Here is a 20,021-nt window from a genome sequence, read left to right as displayed (position 1 = left end):
ATTCATCAGCAACCAGTTTTGACACATTTGTGGACTTCTCAGCACCGCCACTTTCTGTAAAATGTGGGATCCAAAACACCTCTAATGGCTCTATTGTAGCAAGTTTTTCTCGGAAATGCAAGGGACAAGAAAGATTACTTGAAGCTAATTCCGTGTTCTTTTAATTTCTTTATGGTAGCTGGGCCGATTCCCTTCAAGGCAAGGAGTTCTTTTTCAGTCCAGTTTTTGAAGTCAGAAGCTGACTTGATACCTTCATCATAAAAAGTCTTAGCGCGATCTACTGAGAGGCCACCCAAAGTAGCTGCGAAATCTTCTACTGAATTCGCCACTTTTTGAGCTTGTTCCTTGGTCGCTTCTACTGCTTGTTCCACTTTTTTAGAGACGACTTTTCCTGCTTGGCTGGCAGATTTTTCCGCGTGTTTCACGACTTTCTTGGTCTCTTCTACAACCTTGGTCACCGTATTTGAAAATGCACCTGAACGACGAAGGCTATTTCGCAATTGTTTTTTACGTTGGAGTTTCTTTGACATGATAAAATCCTTTCAATAAAAAATCCCTGCTCTAACAAGGATTTAATAAAAATATTCTATCAAGATTTTGGCAAAAAATCAAGAAAGGAAATAAGATTCCCATTAAAAATCTAGCCGTTTTTTCTTTCAATCTAATTTGACAATGATTCGACTTCTTGATAAAATATGCAGTAATGTGCAAGACTGATTCACGTAAAAAGCTGATAAGGAGAACGATATGAATAACGAAAGTTACTTTGACGGTGGTCTTTTGAGCTACGTTGGACATGCTATCCTAGCCATGCTTATCATGGGCTTTACTGTTGGAATCGCTACGCCTTGGGCAGTTTGCATGATGCAAAACTGGAAGGTTAAGCACACTGTCATCGATGGACGTCGCCTTTATTTTGACGGAACAGGTTCTCAATTATTCGGGAACTGGATCAAGTGGTTCTTGCTCACCATCATCACCTTGGGCATCTATTCATTCTGGTTGCATATCAAAATGGAACAATGGATCACCAAACACACACATCACGTATAAACAGAAAAAGTGCGTTCATACGCACTTTTTGATTTGTAACGATTAATAGTTCCGTTCGCCAAACAAGCCTTCTGGCAAGTCATGGAAACCCTTTCCTGCTTTGAAATTTTCAAACTTACCCAGCAAAAACTGATAAGCATCCAAGCGACTTTCGTAGCGAATCATGGCATCTTTGGCACGCTCGTCTTGGTCTTCTTCGTAGACTTTTTGACTTTCCTTGTGCGCCATGTCGTTGATCATGATCTGGGTATTGACCCAGGCTTCAAATTCCTTCATAAATTCCTGTTCGTAACTCATTGATTCTCCTTATTCTAATCCACGGAAGTAGTCCGTATCAATCTCTCGGTAGGGCTGAATATCCTGAACATACTCCAACACCCCTTGAAATTCTCCGTTTTCATCGTGTACCGCAGCATAGGTGATGTGGACAAACTTGCCTCGCGACTCCGACTTGAACCACATTTCATACTTGTCTTTTTTACCTTCACGAAGACCTTTCATAACGGCCTTCACCTTGTCTAGGTACTTAGGCGGATGGCAGAGTTCAACATTGCGCCCGACTTGGGATGGCGTCCGTTTGAAAATCATCTCATCAGCTGGCGCATTGTCATTGTAATACTGGAAAATATCGTCTTTATTGACAAAGGTAATCTCCATAGGGAGGTGATTGAGGATGAGGTTGGCCTGCTCGACGGAGAGATAGCCATTCCCAAAAGCCTGTTGACTATGACGGTCCAGCACTGCTTCCTTTTCCTTAGGGGTAAAGGTAATGGTAAACTGACCTTCTGGCGTATCGATAACTTGCTGAACTTGACCTTCAGCCGTGTCTAGCTGCACGGGCTCCTCTGCGCTCTTTTCCTCAATGAAACTCTGGCGCTCTGGCACCCATTTTTCAGACGGACGGATGATGGCATAACCATAGGCATCACTCTCCTCCGCAATCTGAAGCCAATCATCCTGAGTGAAGGACTCAAGGAGAATCATGAGGAGGATGGACTCTTCCTTGAAAATCATACTTTCAAACTCTGTCGCAAAAGCTTCAAAAGCTTCCTTTACAGTGTTAATCGACACTTCTGGTAGTGCCTTAGCCGTCGTTAGAGCTGTTTGAAAGAGTTCCCTAATCTGGTCATCCACTCCCCACATGACTTTAGGAGGTGAATCGTGACCATAGCGCTCCATGATGGGAAAGAAGAGTTCTTCCTTGCGCTGGTAGTGGATATCAAATTGCCCCAAAAGGCCCATTTGACGGACCAAGCCCTTGCGCATCTCTGCCAGCATTTCCTCGTCTTCCATAGACTCATAGATATCCAACAATCTCCGAATGCGAATCAAGGCTGCACGAAGAGCCAGATTTTCATCCTTGAAGACGCGAACGGGGTGGCCAGGATGCTCGGTATCCTCTACTTCGACACCCTTAACTGCATTTTTAAAAAGATTAGCATGGACATCACAGAGTTCCATGACATCTTCAAAGGTGACTCCTGAATCTGAGTTCATCAATTCGTGCTCCATGAGAGAAATCTCGATAGCTGAGACACCCGTAAAGGTTGCATCAAAACGCTCCTGAACTGACTCAGGAGAGGCACCGTTGTGCAATTCTAACAAAATATCCCGTAGGATATGAATCCGTTCATCTGCCATTAGTCTAATCCAATCACTTCATAGCCGTTCGCTTCTAGCGTGCGGACAATCTTGTCCATAGGAGTTCCTTCAAGCTTAGAACCCTGTTTGAGCGATACTTTGCGACCAACTGTGTTGCGCATCAAGGGATTAGCAAGTGGTTTAAAACCGAGCTCCACTAGGATTTCCAAAACTTCTGGGTGCTTGTCTACCACTTCTGCAACGGGAATTGATACATCGATGATATTGTCCATGACGACCTCCATTGTATGTTCTAATACTCAATGAAAATCAAAGAGCAAACTAGGAAGCTAGCCGCAGGTTGCTCAAAACAGTGTTTTGAGGTTGTGGATAGAACTGACGAAGTCAGTAACCATACCTACGGCAAGGTGAAGCTGACGTGGTTTGAAGAGATTTTCGAAGAGTATAAAATGATTTTACTGCTTATATTATACCATATGGGGAGAGATTAAAAAACTAGCAGAAGAGTTCCTGCTAGTTTCTTTCATTTCAAGTTATTCCTTATCCTCTGGTTTTGCGAGCCACTGGGCTACATCCATCAGCTTGTCAGCAAGCAGTACTTTCCCGAAACCTACTAGAGCATTGTCATCTTTTTTCATGTTCTTCAGGACTTTGACGCTTTGCATCACGAAAAAGTAATTCCCGTAAGTCTTGGCTAGAATCTTAATGAACCCCATATTACTCTCCTTCGATGATTTCGACCTCTTTTCGGATAGTATCAACGTCTCTTTGATATTGTACTTCACTGTAGTTGACTAGCTTGGACAATTCCTGTTGCAATCTTTCTCCCATCGGCTTCATGGTCGCAAAGGTTAAGCCACCAGAAATGACTCCACCTAAGATAGGAATCACTTTCCCCATCCCTTTGGCTAGACCTCCTTTTGTCAGATTGACACCAAAAATTTTCAAAACTTTTTCTAGAATCGGATACCAAAGAGTTTTTGTCAAGGCTTTCTTGTTCACTACTTTTATGACTTGCTTGGCTACTGTCACACCACCTGATCGAAGTAGGGCACCTGCGCCATTTACTCCCAGCATCACACCGAGATACAGTAGGAGTGTGTTTTTAGCTTCCTCGCTTAACTCATTGCGCGATGCCCAGAGATCATCAAATCCGTAAATATACCCTAGTTCTTGAGCTAATTTCAATGAAAAAGCATAAAACTGGGCTACGTCTGTCGGGATAGTGATCGCCATGACAATCCCTCCAGGTAGACCTGCCAAAACCGAAGTTCCACTGGCTAACAGGACATTGTCCTTAATACAGGCCTTGGCCACTCGATCCAAGCTTTCTTGAGGCAACAAAGAAGTCGGTCCTTGTTCAATCAAAGTTGGAATATCCTTACGGTCTAATTCCTTTGAAAACTTTTCTACTAAAAATTTCTCTCGATCAACTTTGACCACGGGTAATTTTACCACTTGTTGCAGTACTTGCATAGCTATATCTTGTTTAGCCATATGTCTCTCCGTTTTTCATTTATATCAAGCTTTATCATATCATACTATTTGAAATTTACAAATTTTTTAAACTGATTTTTATCAGATAGATATATCGTCAAATAGCAATGATCATACTCTGGCAACAAAAAAGAGGGTTGCCCCTCTTTCTTAGTTCTTATCCAGATTGCGTAGCATCTCGTCAATCTTGTTTCCATATTCGATGGATTCGTCTTTGACGAAGGTTAAATCTGGGATTTTGTACAATTTCAAATTGCGACCAAGTTCACGTTTGATGGTACCAGTTGCTTTTTCAAGCCCGATTTGAGCTTTTTGATTATCTGAAGCAAGGTTACTCAAAATGGTGTAGTAAACCTTGGCAACAGACAAGTCACCCAGCATCTGAACATCTGTGATAGTCACACCTTGGACACGCGGATCACGGACCTTCTTTTGCAAAATCTCATTGACTTCACGCTTGATTTCCATGCCCACACGATCCGTACGGAAATGATTTGCCATGATATTCCTTTCTCTACTTTGAACCAAAAGCTAGGCCAGCAGACCTAGCTATTTTTAAATTTATTGATTTTCAGTTCAAATTGAAACGAAGTGCAATTTGAACTCATTCGCTTCTTTCGCTGTGGTGAAAGTGATGGAACTGATTTATCAGTCCTATCACAGGGGATTTTTGAGACACTAGGCTCAAAAATAAGCAATGAAACCATCGGTTTGCTTGCGTCCCTCACCACCTAAGAAAGGAGCAAAAATCTTAACGTTTGATTTCTTCCATGACGTATGCCTCAATCACATCATCAGTCTTGATATCATTGTAGCCATCAATCATCAATCCACCTTCACGACCGTTTGTAACTTCTTTAACGTCGTCTTTGTAGTGTTTCAAGCTTGCAAGTTCACCATCGTAAATAACGACACCGTCACGGATAACACGGACTTTAGAATCACGGGTAACCTTACCGTTGATAACCATGAATCCACCGATAGTTCCGATTTTAGATACCTTAAAGGTTTCACGGATAACTGCTTCACCGATAACTTTTTCTTCGAATTCTGGGTCAAGCATCCCTTTCATGGCTTCTTCCATCTCTTCGATAACCTTATAGATAATGCTGTGGAGACGGATTTCTACATCGTCAGCTTCGGCTTGTTGACGCGCTTGTGGTGTAGGGCGTACGTTGAAACCAACGATAAAGGCATTTGAAGCTTCGGCAAGAGTCACGTCAGATTCGTTGATAGCACCGACTGCCGAGTGGACAATGGTAACTTTGACACCTTCCACATCGATCTTTTGAAGTGAGGCAGAAAGGGCTTCAACAGAACCTTGTACGTCGGCCTTGATGATAACATTAACTGACTTAAGCTCACCAGCTTTAAGCGTATCAAAGAGGTTTTCAAGGCTGACACGTTGGGTAGCTTGGCGTTGTTTCATGAGGGCACGTTTTGCACGTTCTTCACCGGCCGCACGCGCAGATTTTTCATCTTCGTAAACGGCAAAGTGGTCACCCGCCATTGGCGCTTCGTTCAATCCTGTGATAGAAACTGGCGTTGATGGTCCAGCAACCTTGACACGACGACCAAGGTCATTGGTCATAGCACGGACACGACCGAAGGTATTTCCGACAACGATTGGGTCTTGGACATTCAAGGTACCTTGTTGAACAAGAAGGGTTGCGACTGCACCTTTTCCTTTATCCAAGCGAGCTTCGATAACAGTACCGATCGCACGAACTGTTGGGTCTGCTTTGAGTTCTTGGATTTCAGCCACAAGTAGGACCGTTTCTAAGAGTTCATCGATGTTTTGGTTGAATTTAGCTGAGATTTCAACAAATTCAGAATCACCACCCCAAGCTGTTGACATAACACCATGCTCTGCCAATTCACCGATAACGCGTTCTGGGTTGGCACCTGGTTTATCAATCTTGTTGATAGCCACGATAATTGGAACGTTTGCCGCTTTTGAGTGGTTGATGGCTTCGATAGTCTGAGGCATAACCCCGTCGTCGGCCGCTACAACCAAGATAGTAATATCGGTAACAGATGCACCACGCGCACGCATAGAGGTAAAGGCCGCGTGTCCTGGTGTATCAAGGAAGGTAATCTTCTTGCCATTTTCCACGATTTGGTAGGCACCGATATGCTGCGTGATACCACCTGCTTCACCTGTCGCAACACGAGAGTTACGAAGGGTATCCAAGAGGGTTGTTTTACCATGGTCAACGTGTCCCATGATGGTTACAACTGGTGGACGCTCAACCAATTCATCTTCATTAAGATAGCCATCTTCGACAAAGAAACGTTCGATGTCGGCATTATCCACTTCAACCTTTTGTTTGGCTTCGATACCGTAATCCACCATGAGGAGTTCGATGGTTTCTCCATCTAAGGATTGGTTTTGTGTGGCCATCACACCCATCATAAAGAGTTTCTTAACGATTTCAGCTGGTTCACGTTTGATCCGTTTTGCGATTTCCGCAACAGTCATACCATCTGTATACTCAAATTCTGTTGGCAATTCGTGGAACTTACGCTCTGTAACAGGTTTTGGAGCCTGGTTACGGTTGTTTTGCTTGTTCCCTTTTTTATTTTTCTTGTTGTTATTCCAGTTACTATTTCTTTGATTTCTCACTTGATTCTGACTACTTCGATTCTTTTGTTGTTTTCTAGGACCATCTTCTTCGTGATCATAATCGTCACGTTCTTTGTCTGGTCGAGCTTGTTTTTTACGACGTGTATCCACTGGCGCTTCTTTCGCTACAGGAGCTACTGTTACGGCTGGTTGCGTTTGTTCAGCTAGCTTAGCAGCTTCCTCAAAGATTTCCTCCGGCTCCTTGCGTTTGTTAGCTTGAGCCAAGGCTTCTTTGGCTGCTTGCGATTGTTTGAAGCGCTCCTCGCTTGAGCGTGCGTACTCTGCATTTTGCTCTGCTTTTAGGGCTGCTGCACGGGCTTTAAAGTCAACACGTGGTCCAGCTTGTTTTGGCTGGAAGTCTTGTTGCTGACGGCGATCATTGCCACGATTCCCTTGACCTTGTGATTTTTTCCCTTGGTCGTTGAATCGGCGATTGTCGCGGTTCCCTTGACCAGGTTTACCACCATTACGGCCGTCATTTTTCTGACGGTTGCCGTTTTGTTGTTGGTCACGGTTGTTGCCCTTGTTTTGTTTGCGTCGTTCTGCCTGCTCTTTGGCACGCGCCTCACGCTCCGCCTTGAAGTTTCGACTCTGTGGTCTTGCGGCCACTACTTTTTCTTCCTTAGGAGCTGCAGGTGTAGCTGGTTTACTTTCTTCCTTAGCGACAACTGGTTTAGCTGATACAGGCTTTTCAACTTTCTTTTCTACACTTACTTTTGGTGCTGCAGGTTTTGCTTCTGCCTTAGGAGCAGGTGCAGGTTTAAAGCTAGCTGCGATTTGTTCAGCAGCAGCAGCTTCCACGCTCGATGAGTGGCTTTTCACATCCAAGCCCAACTCTTTTGCACGCGCTACAACTTCTTTACTTTCTTTTCCAAGTTCTTTTGCGATTTCGTACAATCTTTTCTTAGACAAATCATGTCCTCCTCTTCTATTCCATAAGAGACCTCATTTTCTTTGTAAATCCAGCATCTGTCACAGCCAAAACCTTTCTCGGTTTCCCGACTGCTATGCTTAATTCCAGTGTTGAAAACACGGTTATAACTTCTACTTGATAATAGTCACTTTTATCTTGAATCTTCTTGGTCAGATTAGGACCAGCATCATGGGCTAGAAAGACTAGCTTGGCTTTCTGATCTTGGATGGACTTGACCACCAATTCCTCACCTGATATGATCCGGCCTGCTCGTTGAGCAAGTCCCAAGAGATTACTTATCTTTTGCTTATTCAAGTCCTAACTCTCTTCTTTTCACTTTGTGATCAACATAGGCGATCAACTCGTCATAAAAGCTTTCTTCCACTTCCATGTTAAAGCTGCGGTTAAAGACTTTCTTCTTTTTTGCCTCTAGGGCTTCTGCATTGTCTAGCTTGATATAAGCGCCACGGCCATTGGCCTTGCCTGTCGGATCGATAAAGACCTGACCTTCTTTGTTCTTGACAATGCGGAGCAAATCACGCTTATCAATCACTTCGTTAGATACAACAGACTTGCGCAAAGGGATTTTTCTTGTTTTCATCTTTCCCTCCTCTAGCAGCTTTTATTCTTCGATCAATTCGTCCGCAGCTGCGTAATCAACTTGACCTGCTTCTTCCATAGCTTCAAATTCACTTGCAGACTTGATATCGATACGGTAACCTGTCAAGTGAGCCGCCAAGCGAACGTTTTGTCCACGACGACCGATAGCTAGAGAAAGCTTGTTATCAGGTACAACGACCAAGGCACGTTTGCTGTCGTTTTCATCAAAGATAACTTGGTCAACCTCTGCCGGTGCGATGGCATTGTAGATAAACTCAGCTGGATCTGCTACCCACTCGATAACGTCGATGTTTTCTTCGACAGGAATCATGCGGTCGCTCTTGGCATCGTAACGAGCTGGGTGGAATTTGCTGGTGATCTTCTTGATGTTTGCACCACCACGTCCAACGATTGTACCGATAGCGTCCACGTTTGGATTGTGGCTACGAACAGCAACCTTGGTACGGTCACCTGCTTCACGAGCTACGCTCATGATTTCAACAGTTCCATCGTAGACTTCTGGAATTTCTTGCTCCATCAAACGCTTAATCATCTCTGGATGGCTACGGCTAACAAAGACGTTGACACCACGAGGGTTATCTTCAACCTTGTAGACATATACTTCGATACGATCGTGGGAAGCAAAGACTTCTCCAGGGATTTGGTCTTGTTTGGACAATTGGGCTTCGATGCTGCCAAGGTTGACGTAAATAAAGCGGTTGTCAAATCGTTCTACTGTACCAGACATGATTTCTTGTTCATGTTCCTTGTAAGTATTGTATGTGATGGCACGTGTTTGCTTGCGCATTTTTTCCATGATGGTTTGTTTAGCAGATTGGGCTGCTACACGACCAAACTCAGCTGGTGCTTCTTCAAACTTGATTTTGTCACCAAGCTCATAGGCTGAATTAATGGCAAGGGCATCTTTCAAGCTGATTTCCAAACGGCTATCAAATACTTCATCTACAACTTCACGAACAGTATAGACAGTAAAGTCACCAGTCTTTTCGTTGAAGTCAATAGCTACGCTGTCAGATTGACCATAGCGTCTGCGATAAGCGGAACGAAGCGACTCTACTACTGCGTCGATGATGTCTTCTTTTTTGATTCCCTTGTCTTCTTCCAAAATGCGGAAGGCCTCTAGCATTTCTTTACTCATGTTTTCTTCACTTTTGAATCCTCAAAAGCTATCCTTTCTTTTCTATAATTTTACTGCTAAACGTGCTTTTGATACTAAACTGTATGGAATTTGGACAGTTTTCTTACGTGTTTTGTCCATATACTCCACAGTCAACTCATCGTCTTCAAAGGCCAACAAGGTTCCCTCAAAGACTTTCTGCTTGTCGATGGCTTGGTAGAGCCCGACATGGATGTATTTTCCAACTGCTCCAGCGACGGCATCCTTAGTTTTCAAAGGACGTTCCAAGCCTGGACTGGTGATTTCTAGGAAATATTGTTCTGGGAAGGGATCAGGCTTGATAGTATCAAGAACAGGACTGATGATTTCTGTCAGGTCTGCCGTGTCGTTCAAGGTAATTCCTTCGGGTTTATCTACAAAAATACTGAGAATCATGTCACTGCCAATCTTTCCATACTCGATATCCACGAGCTCGAAAGGCGCTTGGATGACAGGTTCTACAACTTCTCTGACTAATTCTACGATTGTTGCGATTGCGTCCACCTCCTCATAAGCAAGAGGCGAAGATATTTCCCCGCCTCTCTTTCTCATATTCTTACTATCAGTATAGCACGTTTGTCAATTTATGTAAAGCATAAGCACTCAAACAGCTGGTTTTCAAGCTATTTCTTAAAATTCTGCCTCAACTCGGTAGATCACTTGACCTTTGCTGGAGAATTTTTGCTCATACTCCGTCATGACATTGCCTTCAAAATCACTGGCATGCAAGTCCAGCCAAACACCATTGAGTTTCATCCCATACTGAGAAAAGCTCACTAGACTGTACTCAAATAAGCCACGATTGTCTGTCTTGAAATGGATTTCCCCATTCTCAGGCAAGATGCGCTTGAAGGTATCCAGGAAACTCTTGTAAGTCAAACGACGTTTTTCATGGCGTTTTTTAGGCCAGGGATCTGAAAAGTTTAGGTAGAGACGTTCAATCTCCCCGTCTTCAAAGTAGTCAGTCAAATCTGAACCATCTACCCACAGCAATTTGATATTGGGCACTCCAACTTCAAGCACCTTGTCCAAGGCATAACTCAATACTGACTTTTGAATGTCAATCCCGATGTAGTTGATGTCAGGGTTTTGTTTGGCCATTCCAGATACGAAGGCCCCTTTCCCACTTCCAACCTCAACATGAATAGGATGATCATTTCCAAACAAGTCTCGCCATTTCCCTTTTGCTTCTAAGGGATTGAGGACTACATACTGAGGATTAGCCTCTAGTAATTCTGTCGCCCCTTTACGATTTCTAACTCTCATCTCTTCTTTCCGTACTTGTCACGGAAGACGCGCAAGGCATAAATCTCCCGGTTTACATTGTCTAAATCTTGATTTTCACAGTATTTGGCAATCTGGTTCAAGTAAGAATACTGACCATACCAATACAATTTATCTAACACTGTCTGATTGTACTTATAGCCGTAGTCTCTCAACCATTGACGCCACTGATGATCTGGAATGTAGTGGCATAGCAAATGCGCCACATCAAACATACGATCCGTCAGACGAACCGAATCCCAATCCACTAGATAAACGAGTCCACTCTCTGTCTCAATCCAATTACTATGACGAAGATCCCCATGCACAATCGTTGCATGGTCTTCTCTAAAACCTGGAACCGTCTTACCTAGCTCCGCAATCACACTGTTCAAATAGTGGTTCTGCTTCAAGATTTCTGGAACTCCTTGCTGCCAAGAACGTAGCAAATCAACTGGTGTTTCCATGGTGTATCCCAAACGGCTCAACTGCTTCATCAAAGGACGCGAGCGGTGAAGGCGGTTCAAGATATTGATAATCTGCTTGCGATTCATATCGTAAGGGGTCAAGATTTTGCCCGTCAGCCATTCCTGAGCACACATATCACGACCATCTGGCAAACGACGAGTCCATAGTAATTGAGGAGCGATTTGTTCTCTGGCTAGGCCAGGTAGGATTGGAGAGGTGTTCATTTTTACAAAGACGCGCTTCCCATCAGGGTAGCTTCCCATATAAGCTTTGCCGCTCTTCCCAGGGATAGGGGTCAGCGTTAGCTCATTATCACCCAAGTCCATTTCTTTCCTCCGTATAAAGTTTCCTTACTATTCTACTAGTTTTTGGTCTATTCGTCAACCAATCTTTTTAGTTGGTAAGGCAAATAAAACAATTGTAGGAAGAGACCAGCCCCTACAAGAGCCAACAAGGCTACTTTTTCTTGAAAAACCACTGCTCCGACCAGCAATTCTAACAAAAGAACTGCACTTCCCACACCAAGTACAATCTGTTTCAATCCCTTTTCTTTCTCCCCTTTTTCTAGCGGAAAGAGCTGGGTCAAGTATTGGTAATCAAAGGCATGATAGAGAGCGAGTAACTGAAAGAGCAAGAGGTAGTTAAACAGCACTACCACCGCTGTAGCGATCCAAGATTGCTCAATAAAGATCACAGCTAACAAGGATAGGAACAAAAGGCGCAAACTGAGGGCAAAGAGGTCTCCATTTCGCAGATAAGAACGGAGATAGAGGTTTTGCCAAATCTTGCTCGGCACTTTCTGAACTACTTTAAGGATAAAATCCAGATAAGCGCGACGTTTGACACTATTGGAAACGCCCTTGACCTGAGTAAAGAGAGCAAAGAAACGAAGCAAGACTTGCTTGCGCTTGCTTTCTTGGGCAATCACATAGTCCCAGTCAATTCCGTTCTCAGTAAAACATTTACTGGCTTTTTGACGAAAGAGCAGGTATTTCCCAGCTCCCAATAAAAGCACATAGATGAGAAAAACTGGCAAGCCATAACCCATGGCTAAAAATAAGGGCGCAAATAAAAGCAAGAAAAGGGTTTGGACAAAGAGCCAAAAGACCAGTGAGCGCACTGTCTGCCCTTTGAGGTGAGACTTAACCTCCTCTTCACTGACTAAGAGAAAGAGCTTGTCAGGTCCTTCCATGTAGGTCGCGATTCCTCCCCAAGCCAAAAGCAAGGTAGATACTATTACTAAAAACAAGAGAATAGGCCAATGATTTTCAGGAAAATCTTGCAAGAGTTGACTGTACTGGTAGGCTAGAAAACCAATGAGAACCAGCAGGAACAAGACAAAGTGGTCATTTAGAACATAGCGCAGATAACCGACACATTCCTTACGAAAAGCCTGCTTTCTCTTTAAAAACAAGTCTTTCATAGCTCCTCCTCTTTGGTCAGAGCCAAGTAAATATCATTCAAACTCGCTTCAGGCATGTCAAAGGCTTCGCGGAGTTGCTGGAGGTTCCCCTGAGCCCGCACCTCTCCCTTGTGGAGAATGACAAAGGCGTCACACATCTTTTCCGCCGAATCCAGCACGTGGGTACTCATGAGGATGGACTTGCCTTTTTGCTTTTCTACTTCTAGAAGCTGAATCAAGTCGGCAATCGCCAAGGGATCGAGACCAAGAAAAGGCTCATCAACGATGAAAAGGCTCGGATCTACGACAAAAGCACAGATAATCATGACCTTCTGCTTCATCCCTTTGGAGAAATGCACTGGGAACCAGTCTAATTTTTGATCCAAACGAAACATTTTTAACAAAGGTTCCACACGATCAAAAGCTATATTCTGCTCAATACCATAGGCCATGGCAACCGTCTCGATATGCTCTCTGAGGGTCAATTCCTCATACAGACTAGGCGTTTCTGGGATATAGCCAATCTGCTTGCGATAGCTGGTCGCATCTTCTCGCAGGGTGAGACCATTAATCTTGATTTCTCCACTGTAAGGTGTCAACAGACCAATAATCTCATTGATTGTCGTTGATTTCCCAGCACCGTTGAGCCCAATCAAACCGACCAACTGTCCACTTTCAACTGTAAAGGACACATCTTTCAAGACAGGAACGTGAACATAGCCTCCTGTCAGGTTTCTAATTTCTAACATATTTTCTCCGAATCTGGTATAATGTAGCTATATTATATCAAAATTCAATACAGTAGAGGTGGATTTTATGTCAGATTGCATTTTTTGTAAGATCATCGCAGGGGAGATTCCTGCTTCAAAAGTATACGAGGATGAGCAGATTCTTGCCTTCCTTGATATCTCTCAAGTAACGCCTGGACACACCCTCATTGTACCAAAAGAGCATTTTCGCAATCTTTTGGAGATGGACGCTGCCAGCGCTAGCCAACTCTTTGCCCAAGTGCCAACAGTGGCTCAAAAAGTCATGAAGGCTACCAAAGCTGTCGGCATGAATATCATTGCCAACTGCGAGGAAATTGCTGGTCAAACGGTCTTTCATACCCATGTGCACCTCGTACCTCGCTACGGTGCAGAAGATGACCTCAAGATTGACTTTATCGCCCACGAACCCGACTTTGACAAACTTGCCCAAGTCGCTGAAACCATTAAAAACGCTTAAGGAGATGCTATGAAACTATCCAATCTATTGCTATTTGCAGGAGCTGCAGCTGGAAGTTATTTTGTCGTGAAAAATCGCCAAGCCATTCAGGATGAAGTGCTAGATACAACTGACCGCGTCCAAGCTATCAAGGATGATTTGGATATCATCCAAAACAGCCTACAAATCATCGACCAACAAAAAGCACTTATCAAGGAATACCAAAAAGATTTAACCTATAAATTTAAAGTCTTGGAAAAAGATTTCCAGACTAGACTAGCTGTGATAAAAGAAACACAGGAGCTTGAGGATAAGTAAAAAGAGCCCGATGGCTCTTTTTAGTTTATAGATTTTTTAAGACTTTCCTTAAGTAATGACGGACGGTAACGACCTTCTTCGAAATTCCATACCTAAACTTTGAGCCTAGGTCTCAAAGTTTCCAAACACCTGAAATCAACCGGTTTCAGGTGTTTCCATTGCGGCGAAAAGTCTGGGAAAGTATTTGATTTATACTCAATAAAAATCAAAGAGCAAACTAGGAAACTAGCCGCAGATTGCTCAAAACACTGTTTTGAGGTTGTAGATAAGACTGACGAATTCAGTCACATATATACGGCAAGGCGACGTTGACGCGGTTTGAAGAGATTTTCGAAGAGTATTAGTTATGAAATGGTGAATGAGTTGTCTAAATTGTGGTGTATAGTTGATGGGATATAGCTTGTTTACGCTTTAAAAAGAGCCCGCCGGCTCTTTTTAGTTTATTCTCCTTCAAAGGCATCTTTTATATGGTCAAAGAATCCTTTTTTCTTTGGATTGACTTTCAAGTCGCCAGCAGCTGCGAATTCTTTAAGCGCTGCTTTTTGGCGGTCGTTCAAACCTGTCGGAGTCACGACATTAACAGTAACGTATTGGTCACCAACGGCACCGCCACGAAGGCTCGGTGCTCCCTTGCCACGTAGACGGAATTTCTTGCCAGTCTGTGTTCCTTCTGGGATAACCAATTCAACATCTCCATGCACGGTTGGAATTTCAACAGTATCTCCAAGAGTAGCTTGGACGATATTAAGATTTAACTTGTAGAAAATAGTGGTTCCTTCACGTTCAAACTTGTCGCTAGCTTCCACAGAAACTACTACATACAAGTCACCATAAGGCCCACCGTTAAAACCTGCTTCACCTTGACCAGCTAGACGAATTTGTTGACCAGTTTCCACACCAGCAGGAATTTTCACATGTACGCTATGAGCTTGTTTTTCATGACCTGTTCCATGACAAGTTGTACATGGATCCTTGATTTCTTTTCCGCGACCATGACAGACATCACAAGTTACTTGACGGCGCATCATACCAAGCGGAGTCTGCGTATCGACATTAATGACTCCAGCGCCATGACAGCGTCCACAAGTGACTGGACTTGTCCCTGGCTTAGCACCAGATCCATTACATGTACGACAGCTTGCTTCACGGTTGTACTTAACTTCTTTTTCTGTTCCGAAGATAGCTTCTTCAAAGGTCAAGTTCACACGGTACTGGAGGTCATCCCCTTGACGAGGAGCGTTTGGATTGCGCGAAGCTCCGCCTCCGCCGAAAAAACTTGAGAAGATATCTTCAAAACCACCGAAGCCACCTGCTCCGTCAAAACCACCGAAGCCACCGGCACCACCAAAGCCACCGTTGGCACCTGCAGCACCATATTGGTCGTAGGCCGCACGTTTTTGGTCGTCACTCAAAGTCTCATAGGCTTCTTGAACTTCCTTGTATTTTTCCTCAGCGCCAGGCTCCTTGTTGATATCTGGGTGATATTTTTTGGAAAGCTTACGATAAGCCTTTTTGATCTCGTCTGCCGAAGCGTTTTTTGACACCCCCAGACGATCATAAAATTCAGTATTGTTCATAATTCAAGATACTAAGAGCGAACAGAAAGCGACTGAAATTTAGGAAACCGACAAGAAATCCTGATTTCTTAGGAGGTTTATCTAATTTCCAAGCTTTCCGCTCGAGTTCAATTACGAACACCCTTATTCCTTTCTGTTAATATTGCGGAACGAAACCTCAATCTAGTTCGGGTTCAATTCCTTTCTTTCATATTGATGATAAAAACTCAAATAAATTGGGTTTAGCCCCTTTTTACCGAAAAACAGAGGCTGGGTTGCAACCTCTGGATTTCTTCTTATACTTACAACGCAAAAGTCATCATAGCGATTGTAGTAGAATGACAATCACTTTAGTGATTCCTCATTCTTAACGACCTCGCTCTCCGATTTTCAAGCTCGGTATAAAATAGTCCACTGGACTATTTTATTTCTCCGTAAACTCTCCGTCTACGACGTCATCGCCTGCGTTTCCTGTTGCTTGTGCGCCTTCTGCTCCTGCTTGAGCTTGTTGGGCTGCTGCGGCTTGTTCGTAGAGTTTAACAGCAAGTCCTTGAGCTTTTTCATTCAATGCTTCAAGTTTTGCTTTCATTTCGTCCAAGTTGTTGTCTTCTTGCGCTTTCTTAAGGTCATCAAGGGCAGCTTGGGCAGCATCACGTTCTGCATCGAAGCCTTTTCCTTCAGTTTCCTTGATTGTCTTTTCAGTCGCAAAGATTGCTTGGTCTACTTCGTTACGAAGGTCTACTTCTTCTTTACGTTTCTTATCTGCTTCAGCATTTGCTTCTGCATCTTTCATCATGCGGTCGATTTCTTCATCAGTCAAACCTGAGTTAGATTGGATAACAATAGTTTGTTCTTTTTGAGTTCCAAGGTCTTTGGCTTTAACAGATACGATACCGTTCTTGTCGATGTCGAAAGTTACTTCGATTTGAGGAATTCCACGAGGTGCGGCTGGGATGTCAGTCAATTGGAAGCGTCCAAGAGTCTTGTTATCTGCTGCCATTGGACGTTCACCTTGAAGAACGTGGATATCAACGGCCGGTTGGTTGTCCGCTGCAGTTGAGAAGACTTGTGATTTAGATGTTGGAATAGTAGTGTTGCGATCGATAAGTTTTGTGAAGACGCCACCCATTGTTTCGATACCAAGTGACAATGGTGTTACATCAAGAAGGACAACGTCTTTAACATCACCAGTGATTACACCACCTTGGATAGCAGCACCCATGGCAACAACTTCGTCAGGGTTTACTGATTTGTTTGGTTCTTTACCAGTTTCAGCTTTCACAGCTTCTACAACGGCTGGGATACGAGTTGAACCACCAACAAGGATAACTTCGTCGATTTCTGACAAGCTCAAACCTGCATCTGAAAGGGCTTGACGAACTGGAACTTTTGTACGTTCAACAAGATCACGAGTCAAATCGTCAAATTTCGCACGAGTCAAAGTCATTTCCAAGTGAAGAGGTCCAGCCTCACCAGCAGTGATGAATGGCAAGCTGATTTGTGTTGAAGTTACACCAGAAAGGTCTTTCTTAGCTTTTTCAGCCGCATCTTTCAAACGTTGCATTGCCATCTTATCAGTAGACAAGTCAATACCGTTTTCTTTCTTGAATTCTGTTACCAAGTGGTCGATGATTTTTTGGTCAAAGTCGTCACCACCGAGTTTGTTGTCCCCTGCAGTTGACAATACATCGAAGACACCGTCACCCAATTCAAGGATAGATACGTCGAATGTACCACCACCAAGGTCGAATACCAAGATTTTTTCTTCTTTGTCAGTCTTGTCCAAACCGTAAGCAAGGGCCGCTGCTGTTGGTTCGTTGACGATACGTTCTACTTCAAGACCAGCGATTTTACCAGCGTCTTTAGTTGCTTGACGTTGAGCATCGTTGAAATAAGCTGGGACTGTGATAACTGCTTTGGTTACTTTTTCACCAAGGTATTCTTCAGCGTAACCTTTCAAGTATTGAAGGATCATAGCTGAGATTTCTTGTGGAGTATATTCTTTTCCGTTAGCAGAAACTTTTTCTGAAGTTCCCATCTTAGATTTGATAGAGATAACTGTATCTGGGTTTGTAACTGCTTGACGTTTTGCGGCATCACCAACGATGATTTCACCATTTTTGAATGACACTACAGATGGAGTTGTGCGATTTCCTTCTGGGTTTGCGATGATTTTGCTTTCAGTTCCTTCAAGAACTGCAACTGCTGAGTTTGTTGTACCTAAGTCAATACCGATAATTTTAGACATGTGTTTTTCTCCTTAAAGTTTAATTCGAATTTTGATTTTTTGATATTCCCCTTAAGTGGTGGGGACGTGAGCAACTCCCTACGGGATTTCATCACTTATTTTTGAGCCTATTGTCTCAAAAATCCCCTGTTTCAGTAGCAAAAGCTACTGAAACTTTCACCACGGCGGGAAATATCTTCCTTGCAAGCCTCCGGCTTGCTTTTTATCCTTCTTCATAGTTTATTGTCGTTTCGGACAAGTTTTTACGGGCTTTGTATCCTAATTATAGACTACTACCATGGCTGGTCTTAAGATACGGTCATGGAGTTTGTAACCTTTTTGGAAGACTTGAGCGATGGTGTCTGCTGGGTGTTCATCGTCTGCTGGGAGAGTTTGGATGGCCATATGGTAGTTATGGTCAAATTCACCGTCAGCTGCGATTTCTTCGATTCCTTCTTCTTTCAAAGCGTGAATCAAGCTCTCTTGCACCATCTCCAATCCTTTTTTGACATCGTCTGTCAAACCTTCAACGGCTAGTGCACGTTCTAAGTTGTCGAGCGATGGTAAGATTGCTTTTGCCAGGTCTTGGCTACGATAGCGTTGCAAATTTTGACGTTCTTCATTGGCACGGCGTTGAATATTTTGCATTTCTGCATGAGCGCGAAGGTATTTGTTTTCGAACTCATCTGCACGTTCATTTGCCAAGTCCAACTCAGACTTCTCAGGAGTTGTTTCTTCAGTTGTTTCCACAACTTCCTCTTCTTTCATTTCTTCGTTCTTTTTATCTTGGGCCATTTTCGCCTCCTTTAATGATTTCAAAATTAATTTACTTCGTAATGATTACTGCTGAGGTAGCGATAAAAATCTGTCAACTTCATCGTCAAAACACGATTGACCACATTGACTTGGTTGACCAATTGCTGGTAATCCAGATTAACCGGACCGATAATCGCTAGAATTCCAAAACCTCGATAAGGAATGAGGAATTTACTGCTAATCACTGCTAGGTTAGCTAGACAGGATTCCTGACTGTCCGCAACACGAACATTTTGCATCTGATCTTCATGCAGACCCTCACGAATCTCCAAAGCCACCTTTTGTGGTTGGTCAAAGAACTGATAGGCTGCTAGATTAGCAAAATTTAAGAGATTGACTTTTCCCGCTACTACAATATTTTCATTGAACATTTCTTTAAAAATGTGTTCAAAGAGATCCATGACATTGTCCGTTGTTGTAAAGTAACGTTGGATAATCTGCGGAATCTCCGTCCGAATCTTGTAGTGAATATCCAGAACGGTATGAGTGAGGAAACGTTCCTGAATGATGCTCTTCAGTTTCAGCAAATCTTCCTGCAAGAAGTTCCTTGGAATCAGAAATTGACTGGTAACCGTTCGGGATTCGTCTAGGGTAAATACAGCCAAGGCTGTATGTTGCCCCAAGACAACAATATCAAAGGCTGTCAACCGTTGCCTGCTCGGCTCAACATCCAGAGCCACTACCGTACAGTCACTCAGGTCTGTCAGTAGATTAGCAGCCTCTTGCAGAATATCCTCCAGTTTGAAGAACTCCTGATCAAAGGCTTTGACAATCTCGTATACCTCATTTTCAGCCAGTCTGTCAAAAGCAAGCGAATGTTTCACATAGTACTGAAACCCCGCGACACTTGGCATCCGACCGCTTGAGGTATGAGCCTTCTCAAGCAAACCCTGCTTCTCTAGAGCTGCCATGTCATTACGAATGGTAGCACTACTAGAATTAATAGACTCTTGTAGCGCCTTGGATCCGACAGGTTCGTGCGTTTTGGTAAAGATGTCAATAATCAGATTTAAAATATCCTGTTGACGCTCTGTAACCATCTCATCACTCCTCTCTGTCTGATTGATTAGCACTCTATGCATCCAAGTGCTAACTCATGATTCTATTATACACCCTTAGAAGAGAATGTCAAGACAAAAACTCAAAAAATTAGCACTCTTTTGCCAAGAGTGCTAAAAATCAGTCTAAAGACCTATAATCTTACTTCTCATCTACTTGGTATTTCCTTTTAAGTCTGAAAAAACCATAGATTAGATAAGAAATCAAGCAAGCGTATAAAACGAAAAAGAGAGAACGA

At 43.3% G+C, this 20,021-nt stretch carries 23 protein-coding genes and 1 pseudogene; 3 read left to right on the top strand and 21 right to left on the bottom strand.

The window, feature by feature from the left end:
• Positions 1-134: 134 nt before the first annotated feature.
• A complete protein-coding gene (locus tag MP387_RS01760; RefSeq protein WP_125422732.1) occupies positions 135-530 on the bottom strand; it encodes a helix-hairpin-helix domain-containing protein in 396 nt (131 codons plus the stop codon).
• Positions 531-747: 217 nt separating this feature from the next.
• Here MP387_RS01760 and MP387_RS01755 point away from each other — a divergent pair, with 217 nt between their 5' ends.
• Entirely contained in the window at positions 748-1,053 is a 306-nt protein-coding gene (locus MP387_RS01755) for a DUF898 family protein (protein ID WP_001058555.1), read from the top strand.
• Between the two features lie 42 nt (positions 1,054-1,095).
• Here the strand turns inward: MP387_RS01755 and MP387_RS01750 are convergent, their stop codons facing one another.
• From MP387_RS01750 to MP387_RS01680, 15 genes are all read right to left on the bottom strand, one after another.
• Positions 1,096-1,350, bottom strand: a complete 255-nt coding sequence (locus tag MP387_RS01750; RefSeq protein ID WP_000119707.1) for a DUF1912 family protein — start codon at positions 1,348-1,350, stop codon at positions 1,096-1,098.
• Positions 1,351-1,359: 9 nt separating this feature from the next.
• Positions 1,360-2,694 (bottom strand): DUF438 domain-containing protein, encoded by a 1,335-nt coding sequence (locus tag MP387_RS01745; protein WP_242747232.1) that lies wholly within the window; start codon positions 2,692-2,694, stop codon positions 1,360-1,362.
• Positions 2,694-2,927, bottom strand: a complete 234-nt coding sequence (locus tag MP387_RS01740) for a DUF1858 domain-containing protein (protein ID WP_000368739.1) — start codon at positions 2,925-2,927, stop codon at positions 2,694-2,696. Before MP387_RS01740 ends, MP387_RS01745 begins: the two co-directional genes overlap by 1 nt.
• Positions 2,928-3,188: 261 nt before the next feature.
• Entirely contained in the window at positions 3,189-3,371 is a 183-nt protein-coding gene (locus MP387_RS01735; RefSeq protein WP_000505782.1) for a hypothetical protein, read from the bottom strand.
• 1 nt (position 3,372) lies between these two features.
• Complete coding sequence (locus MP387_RS01730; protein ID WP_242747230.1) at positions 3,373-4,152, bottom strand: hypothetical protein; 780 nt, start codon at positions 4,150-4,152, stop codon at positions 3,373-3,375.
• 150 nt (positions 4,153-4,302) lie between these two features.
• Positions 4,303-4,653 (bottom strand): 30S ribosome-binding factor RbfA, encoded by a 351-nt coding sequence (rbfA, locus tag MP387_RS01725; protein WP_001273601.1) that lies wholly within the window; start codon positions 4,651-4,653, stop codon positions 4,303-4,305.
• Positions 4,654-4,903: 250 nt separating this feature from the next.
• Positions 4,904-7,690: a translation initiation factor IF-2 gene (gene infB / locus MP387_RS01720; protein ID WP_242747222.1), complete on the bottom strand. Its 2,787-nt coding sequence runs from the start codon at positions 7,688-7,690 to the stop codon at positions 4,904-4,906.
• A 16-nt stretch (positions 7,691-7,706) separates the two neighbouring features.
• The gene (locus MP387_RS01715; protein ID WP_001041402.1) at positions 7,707-8,006 is read right to left on the bottom strand and encodes a YlxQ-related RNA-binding protein; all 300 of its coding nucleotides are present in this window, start codon (positions 8,004-8,006) and stop codon (positions 7,707-7,709) included.
• Positions 7,999-8,292 carry an RNase P modulator RnpM gene (gene rnpM / locus MP387_RS01710; RefSeq protein ID WP_000857560.1) on the bottom strand — a complete coding sequence of 98 codons (294 nt, stop codon included), beginning with the start codon at positions 8,290-8,292 and terminating at the stop codon, positions 7,999-8,001. The genes MP387_RS01715 and rnpM overlap by 8 nt, the downstream gene beginning before the upstream one ends.
• Before the next feature lie 21 nt (positions 8,293-8,313).
• Entirely contained in the window at positions 8,314-9,450 is a 1,137-nt protein-coding gene (nusA, locus tag MP387_RS01705) for a transcription termination factor NusA (RefSeq protein ID WP_000032277.1), read from the bottom strand.
• A gap of 42 nt (positions 9,451-9,492) precedes the next feature.
• On the bottom strand, positions 9,493-9,972 hold the full coding sequence (gene rimP, locus MP387_RS01700; RefSeq protein ID WP_000338690.1) for a ribosome maturation factor RimP: 480 nt from the start codon (positions 9,970-9,972) through the stop codon (positions 9,493-9,495).
• 126 nt (positions 9,973-10,098) lie between these two features.
• Positions 10,099-10,734 carry a tRNA (guanosine(46)-N7)-methyltransferase TrmB gene (gene trmB / locus MP387_RS01695; RefSeq protein WP_033629357.1) on the bottom strand — a complete coding sequence of 212 codons (636 nt, stop codon included), beginning with the start codon at positions 10,732-10,734 and terminating at the stop codon, positions 10,099-10,101.
• Positions 10,731-11,525, bottom strand: coding sequence for a cell cycle regulator CcrZ (gene ccrZ / locus MP387_RS01690; RefSeq protein WP_000363019.1), 795 nt, complete (start codon positions 11,523-11,525; stop codon positions 10,731-10,733). Before ccrZ ends, trmB begins: the two co-directional genes overlap by 4 nt.
• Positions 11,526-11,572: 47 nt before the next feature.
• Positions 11,573-12,622: an ABC transporter permease gene (locus tag MP387_RS01685; protein WP_242747219.1), complete on the bottom strand. Its 1,050-nt coding sequence runs from the start codon at positions 12,620-12,622 to the stop codon at positions 11,573-11,575.
• Positions 12,619-13,350 carry an ABC transporter ATP-binding protein gene (locus tag MP387_RS01680; protein WP_242747218.1) on the bottom strand — a complete coding sequence of 244 codons (732 nt, stop codon included), beginning with the start codon at positions 13,348-13,350 and terminating at the stop codon, positions 12,619-12,621. The genes MP387_RS01685 and MP387_RS01680 overlap by 4 nt, the downstream gene beginning before the upstream one ends.
• A gap of 67 nt (positions 13,351-13,417) precedes the next feature.
• Between MP387_RS01680 and MP387_RS01675 the strand changes: the two genes are divergently transcribed.
• The gene (locus tag MP387_RS01675; RefSeq protein ID WP_242747216.1) at positions 13,418-13,828 is read left to right on the top strand and encodes an HIT family protein; all 411 of its coding nucleotides are present in this window, start codon (positions 13,418-13,420) and stop codon (positions 13,826-13,828) included.
• Positions 13,829-13,837: 9 nt separating this feature from the next.
• Positions 13,838-14,125 (top strand): hypothetical protein, encoded by a 288-nt coding sequence (locus MP387_RS01670; protein WP_000777744.1) that lies wholly within the window; start codon positions 13,838-13,840, stop codon positions 14,123-14,125.
• A 440-nt stretch (positions 14,126-14,565) separates the two neighbouring features.
• Here MP387_RS01670 and dnaJ read toward each other — a convergent pair whose 3' ends face one another.
• The 5 genes and pseudogenes from dnaJ to MP387_RS01645 all read right to left on the bottom strand — a co-directional run.
• Positions 14,566-15,702 (bottom strand): molecular chaperone DnaJ, encoded by a 1,137-nt coding sequence (gene dnaJ, locus MP387_RS01665; RefSeq protein ID WP_001066315.1) that lies wholly within the window; start codon positions 15,700-15,702, stop codon positions 14,566-14,568.
• Between the two features lie 403 nt (positions 15,703-16,105).
• Positions 16,106-17,929 (bottom strand): molecular chaperone DnaK, encoded by a 1,824-nt coding sequence (dnaK, locus tag MP387_RS01660; RefSeq protein ID WP_242747214.1) that lies wholly within the window; start codon positions 17,927-17,929, stop codon positions 16,106-16,108.
• A 258-nt stretch (positions 17,930-18,187) separates the two neighbouring features.
• Positions 18,188-18,703, bottom strand: a complete 516-nt coding sequence (grpE, locus tag MP387_RS01655) for a nucleotide exchange factor GrpE (protein WP_000046057.1) — start codon at positions 18,701-18,703, stop codon at positions 18,188-18,190.
• A gap of 26 nt (positions 18,704-18,729) precedes the next feature.
• Positions 18,730-19,764, bottom strand: a complete 1,035-nt coding sequence (gene hrcA / locus MP387_RS01650; RefSeq protein WP_242747212.1) for a heat-inducible transcriptional repressor HrcA — start codon at positions 19,762-19,764, stop codon at positions 18,730-18,732.
• A gap of 160 nt (positions 19,765-19,924) precedes the next feature.
• Positions 19,925-20,011, bottom strand: a pseudogene (locus MP387_RS01645) (DUF2812 domain-containing protein); the annotation flags it as partial.
• Positions 20,012-20,021: the final 10 nt, after the last annotated feature.

It is taken from the genome of Streptococcus oralis (assembly GCF_022749195.1).
Lineage (GTDB): Bacteria > Bacillota > Bacilli > Lactobacillales > Streptococcaceae > Streptococcus > Streptococcus oralis_CI.
Note: the sequence above shows the minus strand (reverse complement) of the source record. Positions and strands in the feature narration are given on the sequence as shown.

Coding starts and splice junctions, on each gene's coding strand:
- MP387_RS01760 (WP_125422732.1), bottom strand. CDS start 530: ATGTCAAAGAAACTCCAACGTAAAAAACAATTGCGAAATAGCCTTCGT.
- MP387_RS01755 (WP_001058555.1), top strand. CDS start 748: ATGAATAACGAAAGTTACTTTGACGGTGGTCTTTTGAGCTACGTTGGA.
- MP387_RS01750 (WP_000119707.1), bottom strand. CDS start 1,350: ATGAGTTACGAACAGGAATTTATGAAGGAATTTGAAGCCTGGGTCAAT.
- MP387_RS01745 (WP_242747232.1), bottom strand. CDS start 2,694: ATGGCAGATGAACGGATTCATATCCTACGGGATATTTTGTTAGAATTG.
- MP387_RS01740 (WP_000368739.1), bottom strand. CDS start 2,927: ATGGACAATATCATCGATGTATCAATTCCCGTTGCAGAAGTGGTAGAC.
- MP387_RS01735 (WP_000505782.1), bottom strand. CDS start 3,371: ATGGGGTTCATTAAGATTCTAGCCAAGACTTACGGGAATTACTTTTTC.
- MP387_RS01730 (WP_242747230.1), bottom strand. CDS start 4,152: ATGGCTAAACAAGATATAGCTATGCAAGTACTGCAACAAGTGGTAAAA.
- rbfA (WP_001273601.1), bottom strand. CDS start 4,653: ATGGCAAATCATTTCCGTACGGATCGTGTGGGCATGGAAATCAAGCGT.
- rnpM (WP_000857560.1), bottom strand. CDS start 8,292: ATGAAAACAAGAAAAATCCCTTTGCGCAAGTCTGTTGTATCTAACGAA.
- nusA (WP_000032277.1), bottom strand. CDS start 9,450: ATGAGTAAAGAAATGCTAGAGGCCTTCCGCATTTTGGAAGAAGACAAG.
- trmB (WP_033629357.1), bottom strand. CDS start 10,734: ATGAGAGTTAGAAATCGTAAAGGGGCGACAGAATTACTAGAGGCTAAT.
- ccrZ (WP_000363019.1), bottom strand. CDS start 11,525: ATGGACTTGGGTGATAATGAGCTAACGCTGACCCCTATCCCTGGGAAG.
- MP387_RS01685 (WP_242747219.1), bottom strand. CDS start 12,622: ATGAAAGACTTGTTTTTAAAGAGAAAGCAGGCTTTTCGTAAGGAATGT.
- MP387_RS01680 (WP_242747218.1), bottom strand. CDS start 13,350: ATGTTAGAAATTAGAAACCTGACAGGAGGCTATGTTCACGTTCCTGTC.
- MP387_RS01675 (WP_242747216.1), top strand. CDS start 13,418: ATGTCAGATTGCATTTTTTGTAAGATCATCGCAGGGGAGATTCCTGCT.
- MP387_RS01670 (WP_000777744.1), top strand. CDS start 13,838: ATGAAACTATCCAATCTATTGCTATTTGCAGGAGCTGCAGCTGGAAGT.
- dnaJ (WP_001066315.1), bottom strand. CDS start 15,702: ATGAACAATACTGAATTTTATGATCGTCTGGGGGTGTCAAAAAACGCT.
- dnaK (WP_242747214.1), bottom strand. CDS start 17,929: ATGTCTAAAATTATCGGTATTGACTTAGGTACAACAAACTCAGCAGTT.
- grpE (WP_000046057.1), bottom strand. CDS start 18,703: ATGGCCCAAGATAAAAAGAACGAAGAAATGAAAGAAGAGGAAGTTGTG.
- hrcA (WP_242747212.1), bottom strand. CDS start 19,764: ATGGTTACAGAGCGTCAACAGGATATTTTAAATCTGATTATTGACATC.